The sequence below is a fragment of the Glycomyces paridis genome, assembly GCF_004912155.1.
Lineage (GTDB): Bacteria > Actinomycetota > Actinomycetes > Mycobacteriales > Micromonosporaceae > Glycomyces > Glycomyces paridis.
Genome location: NZ_STGX01000006.1, coordinates 152,570 through 175,508 on the forward strand (window position 1 = coordinate 152,570; position 22,939 = coordinate 175,508).

The window sequence follows — 22,939 nt, forward strand, 5'->3', positions numbered from 1 at the left end:
GAGAAGAACCGCGGACACGCGCCGCCCGGCCTTGACACCGGCGGGGACGCGACCGTAGGTTGCAGAAATTACAACGTTGTACATCGCGACTCCGGTGGCAGCGTGAACCAGGCGCAGACAGCGCAGTCTCGCATCGAGAGGGAAAGAAATGACACGCACGCGGATCCTGACGGGCGTCGCAGCGACGCTCGCGCTGATGGCGGCGGGCTGCTCCGGCGGCGGCGAGGACGACGGCCCGGTCGAACTCACCTTCTGGCACGGGTACTCCGAGGCGGACGGCGACGTGCTCGAAGAGATCGTCGCCGACTTCAACGCCTCGCAGGACGACATCACCATCAACACCGAACTGAAGACCTGGGCGAGCATCGACGACACCCTCCTCACCGCCCTGTCGGCGGGCGAGGGCCCCGGCCTGGTCGCCATGCCCGCCGAGCGGCTGCCCGTCTACGCCTCCAAGGGCGCGTTCGCCTCGCTCGACGACTTCTACGCCGACGAGTCGAGCAACACCGCGAACCTGGTGCCCGGCGCCGTCGCGATGGAAGAGGTCGAGGGCGAGAAGTTCGGCGTCCCCAGCGGCTTCGTGCCGCTGGCCGTCTACTACAACACCGCGCTCTTCGACGCCGCCGGCGTCACCGAGTTCCCGCAGACCTGGGACGAGTGGGTCAGCGCCTCCAAGCAGCTGACGGTGGACGAGGACGGCGACGGCACGCCCGAGCAGTACGGCGTCGTGCTCCCCGACCACGCGACCGTCGCCAACGGCCTGTGGCCCTCGCTGTTCTACGGCAACGGCGGCGACATCGTCGACGGCGGGACGGCCGTGATCGACTCGCCCGAGAACGCCGAGACGCTGGAGTTCTGGAGCTCGGCGATCAACGCCGACCAGATCTCCCCCACCGGCATCGACGGGATCGGCGCCGACGAGCTGTTCAGCGGCGGCAAGGCCGCCATGACCGTCGGCGGGCCCTGGATGGCCTCCATCGCCGCAGAGAACGAGATCGACTACGCCATCGCGCCGCTCCCGGCCGGACCGGCCGCGCAGGCCGCCTCCGCCATCGGCATCTCGATGGCCGTCACCGTCGACACCAGCGACGCCGAGCAGGCCGCCGCCGAGGAGTTCCTCGCGTACTTCCTCAACGAGGAGAACTCCGTGAAGTGGTCGCTGGGCTCGGGCTGGCCGCCGCTGCGCACCGACATCCCGGCCGACGCGGTCGCCGAGAACCCGACGGTCGCCGCCCTGACCGAGATCTCCGCGACCGGCCGCCCGCTCCTGCCGGGCGTGGTCAACAGCGTCGACGTGCTCACCGCGATCGACGAGCTCACGCAGCGCGCCGTCGCCGGGGAGGACGTCGCCACGCTCCTCGCCGAGGCCCAGGCCGAGATCCAGACGGCCCTGGACGACTGACCGACCCGCACTCGGGGGCGCCCGGCCGGGCGCCCCCTCGGAGCTTGAGAGGAAACCATGAGTGCTGACCATGTGCCGGTCCGCCGGTACCGTCCTCCGGCGCCGCTGGGCGGGCGGCGCCGCGCCACCGGCAGCCAGTCGGGCCGCAACGCCAAGGCGCTGCTGTTCCTGACGCCGGCGCTGATCATCCTGGGCCTGTTCGTGGTCTGGCCGATGATCTCGGCGCTGCGGCTGTCGTTCACCGACGCGAGCGGGTTCGGCCGCGAGGAGTGGGTGGGCCTGGAGAACTACGTCAAGGTCTTCACCGACTCCGACGTCTTCGACGCGGTGACCAACACCGCCCTGTACACGGTGCTGTTCACACCGACCGCCGTCATCGCGGCGCTGGGGCTGGCGCTGCTGCTCAACAGCCCGCACATGCCCTTCCGCTCGTTCTTCCGCACCGCGCTGTTCGTGCCCTTCACGATCTCGTTCGCCGTGGCGGCCTTCGCGTGGAGCTACCTCATCGACCCGCAGGTCGGGCTGCTGAACTACTGGCTGCGCGGCATGGGCGTCCAGATGGGCAACGTCCTGGAGGACCCGCAGCTCGCCATGCCCGCGGTCGCGTTCGTGGCCGTGTGGAAGCTCTTCGGCTTCTACTTCGTCATCTTCCTCGCCGGGCTCCAGGACATCCCCTCCTCGCTGTACGAGGCGGCGCGGATCGACGGGGCCGGGCCGTGGGCGCGGCTGCGGCGCATCACGCTGCCGCTGCTGTCGAACACGATGGCGTTCGTACTCATCTTCGCGACGATCGCGGCGCTACAGACCTTCGACCAGATCTACGTCATGACCGGCGGCGGCCCCTACGGACACACGCAGACCGTGGTCATGGAGATCTACGAGTCCGGGTTCCGCAAGCTCGACATCGGCTTCGCCTCCGCACTGTCCTATGTGCTTCTGATCGCGACGCTGATCCTCAGCCTGGTGCAGTTCGTGTTCTTCGGCCGCAGAGAGAAGGACCTGTCATGAGCCCCCGCAGGGGAAACCGGCTGCGCGAGATCCGCCCGGGCACCGTCCTGGCGACGATCGCGCTCGTCGTGGTCAGCGCGATCGTGCTGCTGCCCATCGCGATCATCGTCTTCACCGCGTTCAAGCCCGCCGTCGAGGTCAACGCCTTCCCGCCGAGCCTCCTGCCCGACGCGTGGACGCTCGACAACGTCAGGGAGGTGACCTCCGAGCTGCCGTTCGCGCGGCTCATGGGCAACAGCTTCCTGTTCGCCGGCGGGGTCACCCTCTTCGCGCTCGTCTTCGACTCGCTCGCGGCGTACGCCCTGGCGCGCATCGACTTCACCGGCCGCAAGGTCCTCCTCGTCGCCATCATCGCGACGCTCATGATCCCCTTCCAGGCCACGCTCATCCCGCTCTACCAGCTGGTGGCGGACCTGGGCTGGGTGAACACCTACACCGGGCTCATCGCGCCGCGGGCAGCGGACGCGTTCGGGATCTTCTTCCTGCGCCAGTTCTTCCTCGCGCTGCCCCGCGACATCGACTCGGCCGCCCGCATGGACGGCGCCAGCGAGTTCCGGCTCTTCCGCTCGATCGTGATCCCCAACGCCATGCCCGCCCTGCTCACCTTGGGGCTCTTCACGTTCGTGAACAACTGGAACGACCTGCTGTGGCCGCTCGTGTTCACGACCGACGCCGAGATGGGCACCATAACCTCCGGCCTGACACTGCTGACGGGACCGAGCGGCATCGTGCCGCACGGCGTGATGATGGCCGGGTCGCTCATCGCGATCCTGCCGCTGGTCATCGCGTTCCTGTTCGTACAGCGCCGGTTCATCGAGAACATCGCGACGACAGGACTCAAATGACCGACACCCGCCCATGGTTCCGCGACGGCGCACTCCACTTCGCCGTCGGCGTCGAGGACACGTTCGTGCCCCAGACGGGCCCCGGCGAACGGCCGATCGACGAGTACGAGCTCACCGAGCACTACGAGCACTGGCACGCCGACCTCGCCCTGGCGAGCGGCGCGGGCGCCGAGTTCGTGCGCTGGGGCGTGCCCTGGTACCGGATCCAGCCGGAGAAGGAACGCTGGGACTGGGACTGGCTCGACCGGGTCATGGCCCGCTACGCCGAGCTCGGGCTGCGGCCGATCGTGGACCTCATGCACTACGGCACGCCGCTGTGGATGGACCGGCAGTTCGCGAACCCGGACTACCCCGAGCGCGTCGCCGAGTACGGCGCGCGCGTGGCCGAACGCTATGCGGGATACGGGTTCTACGACTACACGCCGGTGAACGAGCCGATGATCCACGCCCAGTTCTCCGGCGAGTACGCGTACTGGCCGCCGCACCTCTCAGGACCACGGGGCCTGAGCGAGGTGGTCGGCCAGATCGCGCGCGGCTTCGTGCGCACGCAGCACGCGGTGCGCGGCGTCCTCGGCGAGAAGGCGGCGTTCGTGCACGTGGACGCGGGGATGCGGTACGTCGGCGACGTGGACGCCCCCGAGCACCGCGAGCTCGCCGCGCGGCTCAAGGAGCAGGTGCACCTCGTGGAGGACCTGGTCACCGGGCGGGTCGGCGCGGACCACGCGCTCGCGCCGTTCCTGCTGGCGAACGGCTGGGAGGACGCCGACCTCGCCTGGTTCCAGGAGGCGCCGGCGCTCCCGGACGTCATGGGCGTCAACTACTACCCGCTGCACTCGACCGAGGTCTTCGAGGCCGGGGTGTTCCACTCCGGCGGATTCCCCGACCCGCGCCCGGCCCGCGACGACGGCACCGCGGGCCTGGTCGAGCTGCTGCGCTCGGCCGCCGAGCGGTACGGCGCGCCCGTCATGCTCACCGAGACCTGCGTGACCGACTCGGTCAAGGCCCGCCTCGACTGGCTCGACGAGTCGGTGGCGGCGGTCCGGGGCCTGCGCGAGGACGGCGTGGACGTGGTCGGCTACACCTGGTGGCCCCTGTTCGACATGTACGAGTGGACTTACCGGCACTCCGAGCTGCCGCGCGAGGCGCACCGGCTCACGATGGGACTGTGGGAACTCCAGGAGAGCGACGCCGGTCTCCTGCGGGTGCGCACGGCCGTCGCCGACCGCTTCCGGCACCACGCGCTCGGGAGCCGCTGAGGCCGAGCCGGGCCCGGCCGCTCAGGGACGAACGGTCTTCGGCGCCGCACGCTCAGGGAACGCCGGGCCGCTCGGGGGGCAGGCCCGACTCACGGCCGGACAGGACCGAGTCCGAACGGCGCGGGCACCGCGTGCTCGGGGAGCGCCGAGCGGGCCGGGGCGTGTGCCCGGGCGCTCCGGCGGAGCGCCCCGCCCGCACCGCTCCCTCGGGCAGGCTCCCCCGGGATCCGGCGGGGCGGCCGCCCTTCGGCCGCTCCGCCGGCAGGCCCGTCGCCGACCGGCGCTCGGCTCGCCGCCGACCCGCCGGTCACCAGGGGCCTCCCTCGGCCGCCGAGCGCGTTCGGTCCGCACGTCGGTGTCCCCGCGACCTGGCTCCCGGTCCGGTGTGACCATCAGGCGGGCGGACCGGGACTCCACTTATTGCAAGTAGTTTGCAACAGTAGAATCGTCCCGGAACCGCAGCGCGAGTGATGGGAGGGCGAGCCGATGGGCGTGCCGCAAGGGGCCGTGGTCATGGGCATCGAGTCCTCGTGCGACGAGACGGGCGTGGGCCTGGTCGCGGACGGGCGCCTCCTCGGCGAGTGCACCGCCACGAGCATGGACGAGCACGCCCGCTTCGGCGGGATCGTCCCCGAGGTCGCCGCCCGCGCCCACCTCCAGTCGATGGTCCCGGCCGTGCGCACCGCGCTCGAACGCGCCGGGCTGGAGAAGGGCGACGTCGACGCCGTCGCCGTGACCGCCGGACCCGGCCTCTCCACCGCCCTGACCGTGGGCATCGCCGCCGCGAAGGCGTACGCGCTCGCGCTCGGCGTGCCGCTCCTGGGCGTCCACCACCTCGCCGGGCACGTCGCCGCCGACACCCTCGAACACGGACCGCTGCCCGAGCGCAGCGTGGGCCTGGTCGTCTCCGGCGGGCACACCTCGCTGCTCATGCTCGGCGACCTCGCCCGCGACCCGATCGTGCACCTCGGCGACACCGCCGACGACGCCGCGGGCGAGGCGTTCGACAAGGTCGCCCGCCTCCTGGGCCTCGGCTACCCCGGCGGACCCGCGCTCAGCCGCGCCGCCGCCGAAGGCGACCCCGGCGCGATCCGGTTCCCGCGCCCCACCGTCGGCCCCTACGGCTTCTCCTTCTCCGGCTTGAAGAGCGCCGTCGCCCGCTGGATCGACGCGTCGCAGGGGCCACTGCCGGTCGCGGACATCGCCGCCTCGTTCCAAGAGGCCGTCTGCGACGTCCTCACCGCCAAGGCCGTCGCCGCGTGCACCGACCACGGCGTCGACACGCTCGTCATCGCCGGGGGCGTCGCCGCCAACGGGCGCCTGCGCGAACTCGCCGAGTCCCGCTGCGCCGAACGCGGCATCACCGTGCGCGTCCCGCCGCCGCGCCTGTGCACCGACAACGGCGCCATGATCGCCGCCGTAGGGTCCATGCTGGTGGAGGCGGGCGCGCCGTGGGCGCCCCCCGGCATGTCCGCCGATTCCTCCGCGCCGCTCACCGCGGCGCTGCTCCAACCCGTGAAAGGGGCCCTGTGAACCGCTCGAGCGATCTCACCGCACTCGAAGAGCACTACGGCGCGCACAACTACCACCCGCTCCCGGTGGTCCTCGCCGAAGGGGACGGCGCCTGGGTCACCGACGCCGAAGGCCGCCGCTACCTCGACTGGCTCGCGGCCTACTCCGCGGTGAACTTCGGCCACGGCCACCCGCGCCTGGTCGCCGCAGCCCACGCCCAGCTCGACCGGCTCACGCTCGCCTCGCGCGCGTTCCGCACCGACCAGCTCGGGCCGTTCTGCGCCGAACTCGCCGAGCTGTGCGGCAAGGACGCGGTCCTGCCGATGAACACCGGCGCCGAGGCCGTCGAGACCGCGATCAAGGCCGCCCGCAAATGGGGCTACACGCGCAAGGGCGTCGCCGAGGGCCGCGCCCGCATCGTCGTGTTCGACGGGAACTTCCACGGCCGCACCACGACCATCGTCGGCTTCTCCTCCGACCCGGTCGCGCGCGACGGCTTCGGGCCCTTCGCTCCCGGCTTCGACTCGGTCCCCTACGGCGACATCGAGGCGCTCACCGCCGCCATCGGGCCCGACACGGTCGCCGTCCTCATCGAGCCCGTCCAGGGCGAGGCGGGCGTCATCGCCCCGCCCGAGGGCTACCTGCGCGCGGTCCGCGAGGCCTGCGACGCGAACGGCGTCCTCATGATCGCCGACGAGATCCAGTCGGGCCTGGGCCGCACCGGCCACACCTTCGCGTGCGACCGCGAGGACGTCGTGCCCGACGTGTACCTGCTCGGCAAGGCCCTCGGCGGCGGCATCGTGCCCGTCTCGGCGGTCGCGGCCGACCGCGAGGTCATGGACGTCTTCACCCCCGGCAGCCACGGCTCCACGTTCGGCGGCAACCCGCTCGCCGCCGCCGTCGGCCGCGAGGTCGTCGCCATGCTCGCCACCGGCGAATGGCAGGACCGGGCACTGGAACTGGGCGCGCACCTCGAGAACGCGCTCGCCGGGCTCGACCGCTCCAAGGTCGAGGCGATCCGCGTGGTCGGCCTCTGGGCCGGCGTCGACCTCGCCGAGGACGCCCCCACCGCCCGCGAGGTGTGCGAGCGGGCCGCGCGGCTCGGCCTGCTGTGCAAGGAGACCCACCACAAGACGGTGCGCATCGCCCCGCCGCTGGTCATCGAGCCAGTCGAGATCGACAAGGGCGTGGCGATCCTCGCCGAGGCCATCGCGGGCTGAACCCCCAGACGACGGCGCCCCGGCCGGTCCGAGAGGACCGGCCGGGGCGCCGCTTCGTTCAGGCCGCCCGCGCGTACTTGGCCGGGTCGGCGTCGAAGGCCGGACCGCAACCTGCGCAGCAGAACCAGTACCGCTCGCCCTCGAAGTCGCGGAAGAGCCCGGCCGCCTCTGCGTCGGCCTTGACCACGGTCGAACCGGTCATCACGGGGCACTCGGCGAGCTCCTCGGGGCGCTTCTCATCGGCGTCGACCGGGGCATGGCAGGCCTCGGCGGCCTTGTCCTGCGTGCTGCACATGGGGGTTCCTTTCGGCTGGAGTGGATCGGGTGGTCAGGCGGCGGTGCGGGACTTGAAGGTCCGCAGCCGCAGGCTGTTGCTGACGACGAACACGCTGGAGAAGGCCATGGCCGCCCCCGCGAGCATCGGGTTGAGCAGGCCCAGCGCCGCCAGCGGGATCGCGGCGGTGTTGTACGCGAAGGCCCAGAACAGGTTCGCCTTGATCGTGCCGAGGGTCCGGCGCGAGAGCCGGATCGCGTCGGCGGCGGCCCGCAGGTCCCCGCGCACCAGTGTCAGGTCGGCCGCCTCGATCGCGACGTCCGTCCCGGTGCCCATCGCCAGGCCCAGGTCGGCCTTGGCGAGCGCGGCGGCGTCGTTGACGCCGTCGCCGACCATCGCCACGACCTTGCCCTCCGACTGGAGGCGGGCCACGACGTCGACCTTGTCGGCGGGCATGACCTCGGCCACGACCTCCTCGATGCCGACCTCGGCGGCCACCTGCTCCGCGGCGGCGCGGTTGTCGCCGGTGAGCAGCACCGGGGTCAGGCCGAGCCGCTTGAACTCGGCGATCGCCTCGGCGCTCGTGGGCTTGACGGCGTCGGCCACGACGAGGACGCCGCGGGCCTCCCCGTCCCAGGCGACCGCGACGGCGGTGCGGCCCTGGGACTCGGCGGTCGCCTTGGCCTCGGCGAGGTCCTCGGGCAGGGCCAGGGACCAGTCCTCCAGGAGGCTCGTGCGGCCCACGAGCACGGCGTGGCCGTCCACGACGCCCTGCACGCCCTTGCCCTCGACGTTCGCGAAGGACTCGGGCACCGGCAGCGGCCCGGTCTCGGCGACCGCGCCCTTGGCGACGGCCTGGGCGATCGGGTGCTCGGAGGCGTCCTCCAGGGCGCCGGCGAGGCGCAGCAGCTCGGCGCGCTCGACCCCGTCGGCGGCGACGGCGTCGAGGAGCGTCATGCGCCCGGTGGTCACCGTGCCGGTCTTGTCGAGGACGATCGTGTCGACCTTGCGGGTCGATTCGAGCACTTCGGGGCCCTTGATGAGGATGCCCAGCTGCGCGCCGCGGCCGGTGCCCACGAGCAGCGCGGTCGGCGTCGCGAGGCCGAGGGCGCACGGGCAGGCGATGATGAGGACCGCGACGGCGGCGGTGAACGCGGCGCTGGCGGGGAAGCCCGCGCCGAGCCACGCGCCGAGCGCGGCCACGCTGATCGCGATGGCGATCGGCACGAACACGCCGGAGACGCGGTCGGCGAGGCGCTGGACCTCGGCTTTACCGGACTGGGCGTCCTCGATGAGGCGCGCCATCTGGGCGAGCTGCGTGTCCGCGCCGACCCTGGTGGCGCGCACGGTGAGGCGTCCGCCCGCGTTGACGGTGGCGCCGGTGACGGCGTCGCCGGGGGCGACCTCGACGGGCACCGACTCGCCGGTGAGCATGGAGGCGTCCACGGCGGAGGTGCCGGTGACGACGGTGCCGTCGGTGGCGATCTTCTCGCCGGGGCGCACGACGAACTCGTCGCCCACGGCGAGGTCCTCGATCGGGACGCGCGTCTCGACGCCGTCCTTGAGGACGCCGACCTCTTTGGCGCCCATCTGGAGCAGGGCCCGCAGGGCGGCCCCGGCCCGGCGCTTGGAGCGCTTCTCGAAGTAGCGTCCGGCCAGGACGAAGGCGACGACGCCCGCGCCGACCTCGAGGTAGATGTTGCCCGCGCCGTCGCTGGGGGCGACGGTGAGTTCGAAGGGGTGCTTCATGCCCGGTTCCCCGGCGGTGCCGAGGAACAGCGCGTACAGCGACCAGGCCAGCGCCGAGAGGGTGCCGACGGAGATGAGCGTGTCCATCGTGGCCGCGCCGTGGCGCAGGTTCGTCCACGCGGCCTTGTGGAACGGCCATCCGGCCCACAGGATCGCGGGGGCGGCGAGGACGAGGGAGGCCCACTGCCAGTAGTCGAACTGGAGGGCGGGGACCATCGACATGGCGACGACGGGGACGCCGAGCGCGACGGCGCCGATGAGGCGCTGCCGCAGCGAGTCGAGTTCGCGGTCGGCGGGCTCGGCGTCGTCGCCGGGCTCGGGGGTCTCGGGTGCGGGTACGGCGGCGGTGTAGCCGGTCTTCTCGACCACGGCGATGAGTTCGGCGGCGTCGAGTCCGGCGGGGCCGGTGACCTTGGCCTTCTCGGTGGCGTAGTTGACGGTGGCGGTGACGCCTTCGAGTTTGTTGAGTTTCTTCTCGATGCGCATGGCGCAGGAGGCGCAGGTCATGCCGCCGATTTCGAGTTCGATGACGTTGCCGCCCTTGAGGAGCGGTGGCTGGGCCGTGTCGTCTGACATGGTGGCTCCTTCGGTGTCAGCGTGCTTCGGCGGCGAACTGGGCGGTGTGGACCTGCCCGTCGACCTGGAAGTCGAGGTAGAGCAGGTAGCGGCCCGGCGTGGGCGCGGAGGCGGCGAAGACGATGTCGGGTCCGGAGACGGTGCCGGGTTCGGCTTCGGCGCCTTCGGGGTGGACGTGGAGGTAGGCGAGGTCGCCGTCGCGCAGGGCGACGAGGTGGCCGTAGGCGCCGAGGTAGGGCTCGAGTGCGGTGACCGGTTCGCCGTCGCGGGTGACGGTGAGGGTGAGTTCGGAGGCCTCTCCGGCGACGAGGTCGCCTGCGAGGGCGACGGTGAACCCGTCGGTCTCTGCGGTGGCGCTGACCTGGAGCGGGGCGGGGACGGTGAGGTCGCCGTCGACGGCGACGGTGCGCGAGAGGGTCACGTCCTCGCCGGTGGGCGGGACGAAGTCGGCGAAGACGCGGTAGGTGCCCGCGGCGTCCCATTCCCAGGGGATGGTCCAGGTGCCGTCGGCGCCGAGTTCGGGGTGGACGTGGCGGAAGCCGGTGCCGTCGGCGCGCACGACGATGAGGTGGAGGTCCTTCTCGTGCGATTCGGTGTACTCGGTGAGGGTCGCGCCGTCGGGTCCGGTGATGGTGAAGGCGAGGGTGCCGGGCGCGCCGGGGACGGTCGGTGCGGCGACCTCGCCGAGGACGTAGCCGTCCTGTTCGATGCCGAGGCCGCGGGGGGCCTGGGCTGCGGGTGCGTCGTGGCCGCCGTGCTCGTCGGTCGCCATGTCCTCGTCGCCTTCCATGTCGTGCTCGCCTTCGGTGGCCGTCCAGTTCTCGACGGTGCTCTCGGGGACGGCGACGCCGGCGACGGCGAAGGCCGCGGCGAAGACGGCCGCGAGGCCGGCGGCGTAGAGGCCGATGCGCTGCGGGGCTCCCATGTCAGGCCCTCTCGGCGGTGTAGCCGGCCTCGTCGACGGCGGCGAGGACGTCGCGGTCGAGGGCCGCCGGGTCGGCGGCGGGCGCGGCGGTGTGGACGAGGAGGCGTCCGGTGGCGGCGCTGACGTCGATGCGCTCGACGCCGGGGATGAGGCCGACCTCGGTGCGGATGGCGGTCTCGCAGTGGCCGCAGGTCATCCCGGTGACGGCGAACTCGGTGACGGTCATGGCGCTTCCCCTTCGGTCGTTGATACCCCTAGGGGGTATCTGCTACGAACATGTATACCCTATCGGGGTATCGATCGCAAGTACCCCCCGGGGGTTTATTCGAGCGGCCTCGGGCCCGTTCTGCGGGAACGCGGCGGCCACTGTCGCGAGCCTATCTCGCGATCATCTAAGGTAAGGCTTACCTAAATGAGGAGGCCCCACCGTGCCCGCCCGGATGTCCATGCGCCGCAAGGCGACCGCCCTCGTCGCCAGCGCGGCCGGGCTCATGCTCGCCGCGTCCTGCTCCACCGACGCGCCCGTCGCCGAAGCCGACCCCCAGGAGCGCGAGTCGCAGCTCGACGCGCAGTGCGCCGACGCGGTCGTCCCCGACCTGCCCGAGCTCGCCCCGGTCGCCGAAGGCACCGGCACCCGGACCGTGGCCACCCAGTTCGGCGACGTCGACCTGCCCGTGGCCCCGCAGGCGGCCCTCGGCATGTACACCACCGACGTCGACATGCTCGTCTGGCTGCGCTACCCCCTCGCCTCCAGCCAGCCCATCCGCTCCGACTCCGGCTACACGACCTTCCCCTGCTTCTTCCCGCAGGAGGCCCTGACCGAGGTCGCGACCTTCGCGAACTACCCCGAGTACGACTACGAGTCGATCCTCATGGCCGAACCGGACTTCATCCTCAACGGCCTGGGCTACGACGCCGACGTGGTCGAGCGCCTCCCCGAGATCGCCCCGACCTACAGCGTCGACGCCTTCGACGGGCAACCGTGGATGGACCACTTCGAGCAGACCGCCGCCGCCCTCGGCCGCACCCAGTACTTCGAGGAGTGGAAGGCGATCTACGACGCCCGCATCGCCGAGGTCAACGCGCAGATCGCCGACCCGGCCGCGATCACCGTCGCCCCCGTCGGCTACTGGGAGGACCAGTTCCAGACCGGCTGCTACTCCGGCGTCGAATGCCAGGTCTTCGAGGACCTGGGCCTCACCGTCGCCGAAACCTCCCTGGCCAACGACCGCCAGGGCGAGGCCCTCAGCGGCGAACAGGTCGGGCGCATGGACGGCATCGACTACGCCTTCATGATCCGCGGCCTCGGCGAGGACCAGGAGGCCCAGTTCCAGCAGCTCCTGGACGAGGCCGCCGAGAACCCCCTGTGGGCCGGGCTCGACTTCGTCGCCCAGGACGGCATCGTCGGATACGAGATGGAGATGACGTTCGGCTCGCCGAGCGGGCAGCTCGCGTTCCTCGACGTCGTGGAAGCGGCGCTGGTCGGATGAGCGAGCCCATGAGGGTCATGCACGCCCGGGTCGCACAGGTCGTGGACCTCTCGCCCGTCCTGCGGCGCATCGTGTTCAACGGCCCCGCCCTGGTCGGATACCCCACCAGCGGCGTCGGCGACGAATATGTGCGCGTCCTGTTCCCGCTCGACGGCGAGGACCGGCCGCCGCTGCCGGGCGTCGACGGCGACGACCTCGACTACGGCTCGGTCGACGGCGACCGGATGCGGACCTACACGATCCGCGACGTCGACGCCGACCGCGGCCTGGTCACCATCGACTTCGTCGTCCACGAAGGCGGCCTCGCCGCCGCCTGGGCCCGCGGCGCCGCCGTCGGCGACGTCATCGGCCTCAACACGCCCAAACCGCTGTACGACCCGCCCGAAGGCCTCCAGTGGCAGGTCCTCGTCGCCGACAACGCCGGGCTCCCCGCCGCGCTGCGCATCGTCGAACTCACCGCGCCCCACGTCGCGACCCGCCTCGTCCTCGAGATCGCCGACGAAGCGCACCGGGTGCCCGTGCCCGACCACCCGCGCCTGGAGACCACCTGGGTCCTCGGCGGCAACGGGCACGCCCCCAGCTGCATCGACGAGATCGTGCGCGGCCTGCCCCGGCCCGAGGGCACCGGGTACACGTGGGTCGCCGGGGAGACCAAGGCGCTGCGCGGCGCCCGCAGGCACCTGCGCCGCGAACTCGGCCTCCCCGCCACCGCCTACAAGGCCCTCGGCTACTGGACCGCCGACGCCGAACGCTGGCGCGAGCGCTTCGCGGCCCTCGACGAGGGCACCCGGGCCGAACTCGAAGGCATGTGGGCCCAAGACCGCGACCCCGAGGCCATCGCCGACGACTACGAAGACCGCCTCACGGCACTGGGGCTATGAGCGCCCCGACCCTCACCGCCGAGGCAGGCGCCGCACCCGTCGACCGGCGGCGGCGCCGCCTCCTGGGCCTCGCCGCCGCCGCGGCCGCCCTCGCCGTGCTCGTCCTCCTCAGCCTCGCCCTCGGCTCGAAACCGCTGCCGCTCGCCGACGTCGCCGAAGCGCTGTGGCGCGACAACGGCGACCCGCACGTCATCGTCGTCGGCCAGCGCCTCCCCCGCACCGCCCTCGCCCTCGCCGTCGGCCTCGCGCTCGCCGTCGCCGGGGCCCTCATGCAGGGCCTCACCCGCAACCCGCTCGCCGACCCGGGCCTGCTCGGCGTCTCCGCGGGCGCGGCCCTGGGCATGGTCCTCGTCGTGCGCGCCGCACCCGCCGCGAGCGACCTCCTCCAGGTGTGGGCGGCGTTCGCCGGGGCCGTGGTCACCGCCTGCGCGGTGTTCCTCATCGGCAGCCTCGGCGGCCGGGGCCGCTCCCCGGTGACGCTCGTGCTCGCCGGGGTCGCGCTCGGCGCGGTCCTCCAGGGCATCGCCTCCACCGTCGTGCTCCTCAACGCCGACGCGTTCCTGACGATGCGCAGCTGGCAGGCCGGATCGGTGGCCGACCTCGGCTGGGGCGCCCTCGCCGTGATCGCCCCGTTCCTCGCCGCCGGACTCCTCCTCGCCGCCGTCGCCGCCCGCGGCCTCAACGCCGTCGCCCTCGGCGAGGACCTCGCGAACGCCTTGGGCGCCAACCAATGGCTGACCCGCATCGCCGTCGTCGCCGCCGTGACACTCCTGTGCGGCTCGGCGACCGCCGCGGTCGGCGTCATCTGGTTCCTCGGCATGATGGTCCCCCACGTCGCCCGCTGGATCACCGGCCCCGACCAGCGGTGGATCCTCGCCTACAGCTGCCTCCTGGGGCCCGCGCTCATGGTCGCCGCCGACGTCCTCGGACGCGTCGTCGTCATCCCCGACGAGATCCCCGCCGGCGTCGTCACCGCCGTCATCGGCGCGCCCGTCCTCATCTGGATGGTCCGACGCAGCAAGGCCAGCGGCCTGTGAGACGACACCTCGTGCTCCGCGCCGGCGACGCGGCCTCCACCCGGGCGCCCCTGCGGGCCCTCCTCGTCACCGCCGCCCTCGCCGCCGCCGCGCTCCTCACCGCCGTCATCGCCCTCGGCCTCGGCGAGATGCGCGTCTCGGCCGCCGACGTCGTACAGGCCATAGTCGCCGACGCCCCGCCCGCCGTGGAGACCGTCGTCGTCCAATGGCGACTCCCCCGCGTACTTCTGGGCCTGGTCTTCGGTGCCGCGCTCGGCCTCAGCGGCGCCGTCTTCCAGTCGCTGACGCGCAACCCGCTCGGCAGCCCCGACGTCATCGGCTTCGACTCCGGCGCCTACACCGGCGCCGTCGTCTCCATCATCGCCGTCGGCGGCACCGCCCTGGTGATCCCCTCCGCGCTCGCGGGCGGCATCGCCACCGCGCTCGCGGTCTACCTGCTGGCCTACCGGCGCGGCGTGCACGGCTTCCGGCTCATCGTCGTCGGCGTCGCCCTCACCGCCCTCCTCGGCTCGGTCAACACGTACCTGCTGCTCAAAGCGGAACTGTGGACCGCGCAGATGGCCGCCGTCTGGGCCGCCGGGAGCCTCAACGGCCTCGACTGGGCCGACGCGCGCCACGGCGCCGCCGTGGTCGCGGCCCTCGTCGTGCCGCTGCTGTGGCTCGGGCGGCGGCTGCGGATGCTCGAACTGGGCGACGACGCGGCCGCGGCGGCGGGCGTGGCCGTCGAACCGGTCCGCCTGGCGCTCATCGTCGTCGGCGTCTCCCTCAGCGCGGTCGTGACGGCGCTGGCCGGGCCCATCCCGTTCGTGGCACTGGTCGCCCCTCAGCTCGCCAGGCGCCTGACCCGCGCGCCGGGCGTGCAGCTCGTGCCCTCGGCGGTGACGGGCGCGCTGCTGCTCGTCTCGTGCGACGCGATCGCGCTCAACGTCCCCCCGCAGGCGCTGCCGGTGGGCCTCATGACCATCGTGCTCGGCGGCGCCTACCTCGTCTGGCTGCTCGTGGCGCAGTCACGGAAGGAGATGCGATGACCCTCGAAGCGTCCAAAGTGACCTTCGGCTACCGGGACCGGCCGGTCGGCACCGACCTCGACCTGTCGATCGCCCCGGGCTCGTTCACCGCGATCGTCGGCCCGAACGCCTGCGGCAAGTCGACGCTCCTGCGGGTCCTCTCGCGCCTGCTCAAACCCACCGCGGGCGCGGTCCTCCTGGACGGCAAGGCCATCGCCTCCATGCCCTCGAAACAGGTCGCGCGCCGAATGGGCCTGCTCCCCCAGACCTCGACGGCCCCCGACGGCATCACCGCCGCCGACCTCGTCGCCCGCGGACGCTTCCCGCACCAGTCGGCGCTGCGACAGTGGAGCCGCGCCGACGAGGCCGCCGTGCGAGGCGCGATGGAGGCGACCGGCACCACCGACCTCGCCGACCGCCTCGTGGACGAGCTGTCCGGCGGCCAGCGCCAGCGGGTGTGGGTCGCGATGGTCCTCGCCCAGGAGACCGGCCTCCTGCTCCTGGACGAGCCCACCACCTTCCTCGACATCGCCCACCAGATCGAACTGCTCGACATCTTCGCGGGCCTCAACGACGAAGGCCGCACCGTCGTCGCCGTCCTCCACGACCTCAACCAGGCCGCCCGCTACGCCTCCCACATCGTCGCGATGCGCGACGGCGCCATCGCCGCCGAGGGGACACCGGAGGAGGTCATCAGCGCCGACATCGTCGAGCGCGTCTTCGACCTCCCGTGCAAGGTCGTCCCCGACCCGGTCTCGGGCACCCCCTTGGTGATCCCGCTGGGCAGGGCCCAGCGCCGGGGCTGACCCGGGCCGCGCGGACGGACCGTCCCGAGCCGTTGCGGCAGCACGGCGAAGACGTGCGCGCCGCCCGCCCGTGCCTGGCACTGCTGTGCCAGGGGCCCGAAGGCGCCCCGCGTTTCGCTGTGCCGCCGTGTCGGATCCGGTCCTGTCTGCGCCGAGCGACCGGCGTTCGCCGCAGCCCTCCCGAGGGGAGGGCCGCGGCGTTCGTGTCGCGGTCTTTCAGGCGCGGCCGCGGCTCCAGAGGGCCCAGGCGTGGGCGTAGGGGCCGTCGGCGGCGGCCAGGGACTCGTGGGTGCCCTCCTCCACGATGCGCCCGTGCTCCATGACCACGATGCGGTCGGCCTGGGCGGCCTGGTCGAGGCGGTGGGCGACGAGGAGGCCGGCGCGGCCCTGGAGGGCGGCGACGCCCGCGGCGTCGAGGGCGGCCGAGTCGGCGGAGCCGGCTTCGGCGGTCGCCTCGTCGAGCACGGCCAGGAGCGGGTCGAGCAGGACGACGCGCGCGAGCGCGAGCATCTGCGCCTGGGCGGGCGTCAGTTCGCTCCCTCGGGCGCCGACACCCGAGTCGAGGCCGTCCGGCAGCGCCAGCAGCGAGTCGGCGCCGACCGCGCGCAGCGCGGCCTCCAGCTCGGCGTCGGAGGCGCCGGGCCGGACCAGGTCCAGGTTCTCCCTGAGAGTCCCGTCGAAGACGTGGACCTCCTGCGTCACGAGTGCGACCGCCTGACCGCCGGGCCGCGCGGCGACCGCGACGGTCCCCGCGTCGGGTTCGAGGACCCCGGCGACGAGCGCCGCGAGCGTGCTCTTGCCCGCGCCCGAGGAGCCGACGAGCGCGACGGTCTCCTTCGGGCCGATCCGCAGCGACACGCCTTCGAGGACCGGATGCCCAGGCGTGTAAGCGAAGTGAACGCCGTCGGCCTCCGCGGCGGCCTCGTCGGCCGGCTCGCCCCGCTCGGGCGCGGCGAAGCGGTCGGCGACGATGACGCCCACGATGCGGCGCATCGAGGCGAGCGCCGAGGTGAGGTCGTCCACGACGATCATGAGGCGGTTGATCGGGTCGAAGAGCCTGAGGAAGAACAGCATCGCGGTCGTCGCGGCGCCGACCGTGCCCTGCCCTTCGCGCACGAGCCAGAACCCGACCACGAGGATCGAGCTCATCCCCAGGAACTCGGCGAAGTTCAACCGCGCGAAGAACCCGTTCACCACGGTCTGCGCACGCACCGACCACTTCGCGACCTCCCACGAGGCCACCGCGATCCGCTTCCCGTGCGGACGCGAGAGCCCGAAGGCGTGCACGGTCTCGATCCCGCGCAGCGACGCGAGCAGGTGATGGGCGCGCCGGGCCATCGCGGCCCGCTCGGCCTCGTACACGTCGGGCGCCGCGCGCCGGTGCCAGCGCAGCGTCAGCACATGGACCGGCGCGACGACCAGCACCGCCGCCACGGCGAAACGCCAGTCGAGGACCGCCATCCCGACCACGGTCATCGCAATCGAGAACGCCGACCCCGCGATGGCCGGCACCACGAGCGGCGCGGCCTCGGCGACCACCGCCACGTCGTCGCCCGACCGCGACACGAGGTCTCCGGCACCGGCCCGTTCGAGCGCCGCCCTCGGCAGCGCGAGCCCGCGGGCCACCATGCGTTCACGGGTCGAGGCGAGGATGCGTTCGACCAGACGGGTCGCCCCGACCTGCCCGAACCCGTCGGCCACCGCAGCGAGGAGCGCGCCCCCGGCGATCAGCGCGGCCAGGAGCCAGATGCGTTCGGCCCCTTGCCCTTCGGCGACCGCATCGACCACGGCCCCGAGCGCGGCGGGCGTGACCAGCCCCGCGGCAGCACCGAGCGTCAGCAGCAGGACCACCCCGACGACCCGCCGAGTCCCGCCCTTGAGCGCCAATCGCACCTCGGCGCGAACCTGCGCGGCATCGGCAAGCGGCAGCGCCTCATGATTCGGATCGGAAGGCGCAGCCTGCCCGCTCGGCCGGGTCTCGCCATTCGAGTCAGCCGACCCGGTCGGGCCGGTCGACACAGCCTGCCCGGCGAGCAGTCCCCCACTCGTGAGGTCACTGGCCGAGTCGCCCTCGTTCCCCGGCCTTTCATTCACGGCGCCATCACGCACGCGGCCCAATGGCCGCTTGTCGCCGCTCACGGCGCCGCCCCGACCACGGGGCTCGGCTTCCGAGCCGCCGCCCGCCCGGACACCCTCGCGCACACCGGCTTCAGCACCAGGCTCGGCTTGCGGGTCACCGTTCGCCGCGCCCTCCTCGGCGCGGTCCGCGTACCGCAGATCGCCGCTCGCCCCGCCCGCCCGGGCGCCGCCCTCAGCGCCCGGCCGGCCTTGCGTGTCGTCGATCGCCGCGCCATCTCGGGCGCGGGATTCGCCCTGCGAGACGCCACCGGCAGCGCTGTCTTCGGCGCCGTTCCGGGCGCCGATTTCGGTCGCGGACTCGTCTCGTGAATCACCGCTCGCCACGCCATCTTCAGCGCGGTCCGCGTCTCGCGGACCGCCGCTCGCGGCACCGACCGGAGCACCGTCGCTCGCACGATCCACTCCGCCTGCCTCGTCCTGCCGATCGTCTGCGGCGTCGCGTCCCTGCCGGGGCAGCTCACCGGCGATGCGTTCGTTCAAGGGGCCCTCAGGCATCGGTTCGCCCTTCTGCTGCGGCGTCGGCGTCAATGTCGACGACTCGATCGCACACGGCGAGGAGTGCGGGTGCGTCGGTGATGAGGAGGGTCGAGCGGTCGCCGCGGGTGGCGCGCAGGCGTTCGGCGATGCGGGCCTCGGTGACCGAGTCGACGGCGGTGGTCGGCTCGTGGAGTACGAGCAGCGGGGGGTGCTGGGCGAGCGCGCGGGCGAGGGCGAGGCGCTGGCGTTGGCCGCCGGAGAGGCGGAGGCCGTCGTCGCCGACCTGGGCGTCCAGGCCGCCGGGGGCGGCTTCGATGATCTCGGCGCAGTCGGCGGCGTCGAGGGCGGCGGCGGTGCGCGCTTCGGTGGCCGCGCCGAGGGCGACGTTCTCGCGGATGGTGCCGTCGAAGAGGGCGGCGTGGTGGGGCACGACGAGGATCGCGGCGCGGAGGGCGTCGAGGTCGTAATCACCGATCGGGCGCCCGTGCCATGCAGCGGTGCCCGTCTCGGGCGCGACCGCGCCGGAGAGCACGGCGGCGAGGTCGGCGGCGGCGCCGGGGGCGGCGCGGAGGCCGACGCATTCGCCCGGTTCGAGGCGCAGGTCGAAACGGTCGAGGGCGCCGGAGGCGACGGCGCGCAAGTCGAGCGTTCCGGCGCCGGGGGCGGGCACCGCCGAGCCGGGGCTCTCGACGCGCGGGGCGAGGCTGAGCACAGTGAGCACCCGCGCGGCGGCGGCGAGGGCGCCCGCCCACATGGGGCCGAAGCCGGAGGCGAAGGAGCCGAGCGGGCCGATGATGTACTGCGTGATGCCGACGACGGTGATGAGCTGGCCGACGGTGAGCTCCCCGTCGAGGGCCCGCAGGCCCGCGACGACGGCGAGCCCGGCGACGAACAGGCCGGTGGCGAGGTTCATGGATCCGACGAAGACGCCTTGGGCGCCGGCGGCGTGGAGGCTCCCGTCGAGGGCGTCGCGGCTGGCGCGGCGGTACCGCTCGGCGCCCGCGGCCTGGGCGCCGAGGCCGGAGAGGATGCGGTAGCCGGCGAGGAGGTCGGCGGCCTTGCCGGAGGCCTCGGCGGCGAGTTCGGCCTGGCGTTCGGAGCGGCGGCGCAGCGGGCCGCCGGCGCGGTCCATGAGGACGAGCAGCAGCGGGACGCCGATGAGGACGATGAGCCCGATCTGCCAGGAGATCCACAGGAGCACGACCGCGCACAGGAGGATGCCCGCGAACTGGCCGACGGGGAAGACCGCGATGAACACGGCCCGTGCAAGGGCGTTGACGTCCGAGGCGGCGATGGACAGCGAGGTGCCGGGGAGACCGGCGCGTCCGGCGACGCCCACGGGGTCGAGGAGGCGTCCGGCCACGAGGGTGCGCAAGCGGTGCTGAACGGCCTCCATGCCGAGCAGGCCGATGCGCGAGCCGAACCGGTAGCTGTAGGAGAGCATCGCGAAGTCGGCGGCGAGCAGGACCAGGCACAGCGCCAGACGCACGGGGTCGCTGGTCGCGACGGCCTGGTCGATGGCGAAGCCCATGATGACCGGGACGAGCGCCTCGCCGACCTGGTGGCCGATCGCGAGCGTCGCGGCGGGCGCGGTGTACCTGGGGGCGCCGAGGACGACGCGCACGGCGAGGCGCCGCGGCGTGGTGTCGGCGCCGACGCGCAGGGGCGGGACTTCGATGGGCTCGTCGGGGGCCTGGAGCCGGCGGGGCGACCTCATCGGCCCTCGCCGGGCGGGGTGGTCGGCACGGGGAGTGTCATGGGTTCCTGTCTGCGGAGGGCCTTGCTGTTGCGGTCGCCGGGATTGCCGACCACCGAGATATTAGGCAAGGCTAACTTGAACCGCAAGGTGTCCCCGCACTCACCGGTTCAGCAGCGCCTCCAGCAGGCCCAGGCGCATCGCCGCGTCCCGGGCGAGGAGGAACCCGAGGATGCCGAGGATCCAGCCGGTGGCGCCGGCGGCGTGCTTGGCCATCCAGTCGTTGACGCGCACCAGGAGCGGTTCGACGGCGCGGCGGGCGACGAGCCTGGCCGTCATGAGGAGGAGGGCGGGCGCGATCATGACCAGGCAGTACCCGGCCATCGTGAGCGTGGTCCCGGCGGCGCCGAGACCGGCGGCGGTGACCATGCCGATCGCGGCGAGGTAGGGCAGCATCGTGGCGACCTCGACCGAGGCGGCGGCCAGCGCGAGGCCGATGAGGGAGGCGATCGAGCCCGTCCGGGTGCGCGTGCCGGTGCCGCCGCCCGGCTCTTCGGTGCCCATGGCGCGTTCGCGCCAGCGCCCGATGCGGCCGCCGCCCTCCTTGCGGCGCTTGGCGTCGAAGCGGAAGCTCACGGCGAACAGGGCGACGCCGAGGGCGAGCTGGGCCCACATGGCGGCGTCGGTGTCCAAGGCGGCGGTGATCTCGGGGAGGAACGCGGTGGCGCCGAGGACGATCGCCATGCCCACGGCGAAGTAGAAGGCGGCGACGGCGCCGAGGTAGACGAGGATGCGTCCGGCGCGGACCCGGCCGGGGGCGAGCAGCAGCCAGACCGGGATGAGGAGCGTGCCGAAGCTCGTCGAGTCGATGAGGGCGAGCGCGGCGAGCCCGGCGGCGAGGGTGAGGTCCATGTCCGAAGCGTACGAATGCGGGCGCGGGCGCCGCCTCGGTCGCGGGGGTGAGGTTTCGGGCGGCGGCTGCACCTTTGGTGGCACGTCGTAGGGGCGATTCGACTGGATAGCGCTTACATACTATGCTGGGCGCCAACTGACGCTGTCGTATCAACTCGCGCCCTCACCTCGATTGACACTGCCGCGAACGACGCCGATGGGCCCGAGCGGCCCGCCGAAGGAGGCCACATGCCCCGCCCCGCCGAACCCCTGGTCGTCAACGACAACGGCGCCTGGTGCTGGTTCCAGGACGAACGCGCCCTCGTCGACCCCGCCGCCGGCCGCCTCGTGGTCGGCTCCATCGCCGCCGCCGAGGGCCCCGGCGGCGAGGCCCGCACCGGCAACGTCGAACTCGCCGTCGTCGACCTCGCCGCACGCGAGTCCACAGTGGTAGTGCTCCACGAGAACCTGGAGGTCGACGACCACGACGTGCCCGCCCTCTGGCACCGCTCCGACGGGCGCTGGCTCGCCGTCTACACCCGTCACAAGACCGACGACCTCACCCGCTGGCGCGTCAGCGAACCCGGCGACCCCACCGCCTGGGGCCCCGAGCGCACCTTCGACTGGGCCCCGCACACCGGCGGCCGCGGCGTCACCTACTCCAACCTGCGCGCCTCCGGCGGGCGCCTGTACTGCTTCGCGCGGGCCGTCAACGACGACCAGTGCGCCCTGGTCTCCGACGACGAGGGCGACACCTGGTCGTACGCGGGCAAGCTCTTCACCCGCCCGAAGGTCGGCTACGTCAACGGGTACACCCGCTACGCCTCCGACGGCAAGCGCATCGACCTCGTCACCACCGACCACCACCCCCGCGACTTCGACAACTCGATCTACCACGGCTACATCGAGAACGGCGCGCTCCACCGCAGCGACGGCACCGTCCTCGACCCCGCCGCGCTCGACGGCGAGGCGCCCTCCCAGGCGGACCTGACCACCGTCCTCGCCGCCGGTTCCGAATGGGGCGGCGACCCCATGACCCACTGCTGGACCACCGACATCCGCCGTTCCGAGAACGGCACCGTCGCCGCCGTCCTCACCGCCCGCGCCAACCTCGCCGACGAGGACTTCCGCCGCGAACGCGCCGTCCCGGACCTCCGGTTCTTCTACGCCCGCTTGGAGAACGGCTCCTGGCGCGTCAACGAGCTCGCCAAGGCCGGCGCCGGCCTCATGCCCCACGAGGAGGACTACACCGGCCTGGCCGCGATCGACCCCTACGACCTCGACTCCCTCTACCTCTCCACCACAGTGGACCCCCGCGACGGCTCCGCCCTCCCCCACCACGAGATCTTCCACGGCCGCACCGACGACGGCGGCGCCACCTGGACCTGGACCGCTGTCACCGAAGGCTCGACGGTGGAGAACCTCCGCCCGATCGTCGCCCCCGGCGACCCCTCCCGCATCCCACTCCTGTGGTTCCGCGGCGAGATGACGGCCTCCCAGCACTACAAGTGCGAAGCGGTCCTCCTCGACCTGCCGCGCGAGCACTAAAGCGGGCGCGGGCGCGATGTGATCCGTTGCGGCTCCGAGCACCGAGTAGCGGGTGCTCGGAGCCGCGAACGGAGCCGCCGCGCGGCGGCTTTCAGTGACGTACTCCGACCGCCCCAACCTTCCTGGCGCCAATGCACCGGCCCGAGTCACCGCCACCGCCACCGGCACCGGCACCGGCACCGGCACCGGCACCGGCACCG

At 73.0% G+C, this 22,939-nt stretch carries 19 protein-coding genes; 12 read left to right on the forward strand and 7 right to left on the reverse strand.

Annotation, left to right across the window (positions count from 1 at the left end; all coding sequences use genetic code 11):
• Positions 1-148 precede the first annotated feature (148 nt).
• From E9998_RS09975 to rocD, 6 genes are all read left to right on the forward strand, one after another.
• Positions 149-1,402 carry an ABC transporter substrate-binding protein gene (locus tag E9998_RS09975; RefSeq protein ID WP_136529558.1) on the forward strand — a complete coding sequence of 418 codons (1,254 nt, stop codon included), beginning with the start codon at positions 149-151 and terminating at the stop codon, positions 1,400-1,402.
• A 57-nt stretch (positions 1,403-1,459) separates the two neighbouring features.
• Entirely contained in the window at positions 1,460-2,410 is a 951-nt protein-coding gene (locus E9998_RS09980; protein WP_136529559.1) for a carbohydrate ABC transporter permease, read from the forward strand.
• Positions 2,407-3,255 carry a carbohydrate ABC transporter permease gene (locus E9998_RS09985; RefSeq protein WP_136529560.1) on the forward strand — a complete coding sequence of 283 codons (849 nt, stop codon included), beginning with the start codon at positions 2,407-2,409 and terminating at the stop codon, positions 3,253-3,255. The genes E9998_RS09980 and E9998_RS09985 overlap by 4 nt, the downstream gene beginning before the upstream one ends.
• Complete coding sequence (locus tag E9998_RS09990) at positions 3,252-4,511, forward strand: family 1 glycosylhydrolase (protein WP_136529561.1); 1,260 nt, start codon at positions 3,252-3,254, stop codon at positions 4,509-4,511. The genes E9998_RS09985 and E9998_RS09990 overlap by 4 nt, the downstream gene beginning before the upstream one ends.
• 486 nt (positions 4,512-4,997) lie before the next feature.
• Positions 4,998-6,044, forward strand: coding sequence for a tRNA (adenosine(37)-N6)-threonylcarbamoyltransferase complex transferase subunit TsaD (gene tsaD, locus E9998_RS09995; RefSeq protein ID WP_136529562.1), 1,047 nt, complete (start codon positions 4,998-5,000; stop codon positions 6,042-6,044).
• The gene (gene rocD / locus E9998_RS10000) at positions 6,041-7,243 is read left to right on the forward strand and encodes an ornithine--oxo-acid transaminase (RefSeq protein WP_136529563.1); all 1,203 of its coding nucleotides are present in this window, start codon (positions 6,041-6,043) and stop codon (positions 7,241-7,243) included. Before tsaD ends, rocD begins: the two co-directional genes overlap by 4 nt.
• 58 nt (positions 7,244-7,301) lie before the next feature.
• Here rocD and E9998_RS10005 read toward each other — a convergent pair whose 3' ends face one another.
• From E9998_RS10005 to E9998_RS10020, 4 genes are read right to left on the reverse strand one after another with little or no spacing between them, the layout of a single operon-like run.
• The gene (locus E9998_RS10005; RefSeq protein ID WP_136529564.1) at positions 7,302-7,538 is read right to left on the reverse strand and encodes a YHS domain-containing protein; all 237 of its coding nucleotides are present in this window, start codon (positions 7,536-7,538) and stop codon (positions 7,302-7,304) included.
• A gap of 33 nt (positions 7,539-7,571) precedes the next feature.
• Positions 7,572-9,842 carry a heavy metal translocating P-type ATPase gene (locus tag E9998_RS10010; RefSeq protein WP_136529565.1) on the reverse strand — a complete coding sequence of 757 codons (2,271 nt, stop codon included), beginning with the start codon at positions 9,840-9,842 and terminating at the stop codon, positions 7,572-7,574.
• A 16-nt stretch (positions 9,843-9,858) separates the two neighbouring features.
• Positions 9,859-10,767, reverse strand: a complete 909-nt coding sequence (locus E9998_RS10015) for a heavy-metal-associated domain-containing protein (protein WP_136529566.1) — start codon at positions 10,765-10,767, stop codon at positions 9,859-9,861.
• A 1-nt stretch (position 10,768) separates the two neighbouring features.
• Positions 10,769-10,993, reverse strand: coding sequence for a heavy-metal-associated domain-containing protein (locus E9998_RS10020; protein WP_136529567.1), 225 nt, complete (start codon positions 10,991-10,993; stop codon positions 10,769-10,771).
• Between the two features lie 202 nt (positions 10,994-11,195).
• Here E9998_RS10020 and E9998_RS10025 point away from each other — a divergent pair, with 202 nt between their 5' ends.
• The 5 genes from E9998_RS10025 to E9998_RS10045 are packed head-to-tail and all read left to right on the forward strand — an operon-like array spanning position 11,196 to position 15,988.
• Positions 11,196-12,257, forward strand: a complete 1,062-nt coding sequence (locus E9998_RS10025) for an ABC transporter substrate-binding protein (protein ID WP_136529568.1) — start codon at positions 11,196-11,198, stop codon at positions 12,255-12,257.
• 8 nt (positions 12,258-12,265) lie between these two features.
• On the forward strand, positions 12,266-13,138 hold the full coding sequence (locus tag E9998_RS10030; protein ID WP_158299768.1) for a siderophore-interacting protein: 873 nt from the start codon (positions 12,266-12,268) through the stop codon (positions 13,136-13,138).
• The gene (locus tag E9998_RS10035) at positions 13,135-14,175 is read left to right on the forward strand and encodes a FecCD family ABC transporter permease (RefSeq protein WP_136529570.1); all 1,041 of its coding nucleotides are present in this window, start codon (positions 13,135-13,137) and stop codon (positions 14,173-14,175) included. The genes E9998_RS10030 and E9998_RS10035 overlap by 4 nt, the downstream gene beginning before the upstream one ends.
• On the forward strand, positions 14,172-15,203 hold the full coding sequence (locus E9998_RS10040) for a FecCD family ABC transporter permease (RefSeq protein ID WP_136529571.1): 1,032 nt from the start codon (positions 14,172-14,174) through the stop codon (positions 15,201-15,203). Before E9998_RS10035 ends, E9998_RS10040 begins: the two co-directional genes overlap by 4 nt.
• Positions 15,200-15,988 carry an ABC transporter ATP-binding protein gene (locus tag E9998_RS10045; protein WP_136529572.1) on the forward strand — a complete coding sequence of 263 codons (789 nt, stop codon included), beginning with the start codon at positions 15,200-15,202 and terminating at the stop codon, positions 15,986-15,988. Before E9998_RS10040 ends, E9998_RS10045 begins: the two co-directional genes overlap by 4 nt.
• A 216-nt stretch (positions 15,989-16,204) precedes the next feature.
• On the opposite strand, the gene E9998_RS10050 is transcribed toward E9998_RS10045, so the two are convergent.
• The 3 genes from E9998_RS10050 to E9998_RS10060 form a co-directional block, all read right to left on the reverse strand.
• Complete coding sequence (locus tag E9998_RS10050; protein ID WP_420842424.1) at positions 16,205-18,007, reverse strand: ABC transporter ATP-binding protein; 1,803 nt, start codon at positions 18,005-18,007, stop codon at positions 16,205-16,207.
• A 607-nt stretch (positions 18,008-18,614) separates the two neighbouring features.
• A complete protein-coding gene (locus E9998_RS10055; protein WP_136529574.1) occupies positions 18,615-20,321 on the reverse strand; it encodes an ABC transporter transmembrane domain-containing protein in 1,707 nt (568 codons plus the stop codon).
• 141 nt (positions 20,322-20,462) lie between these two features.
• On the reverse strand, positions 20,463-21,212 hold the full coding sequence (locus E9998_RS10060; protein WP_136529575.1) for a GAP family protein: 750 nt from the start codon (positions 21,210-21,212) through the stop codon (positions 20,463-20,465).
• Positions 21,213-21,440: 228 nt separating this feature from the next.
• Between E9998_RS10060 and E9998_RS10065 the strand changes: the two genes are divergently transcribed.
• Complete coding sequence (locus E9998_RS10065; RefSeq protein WP_136529576.1) at positions 21,441-22,739, forward strand: BNR-4 repeat-containing protein; 1,299 nt, start codon at positions 21,441-21,443, stop codon at positions 22,737-22,739.
• Positions 22,740-22,939: the final 200 nt, after the last annotated feature.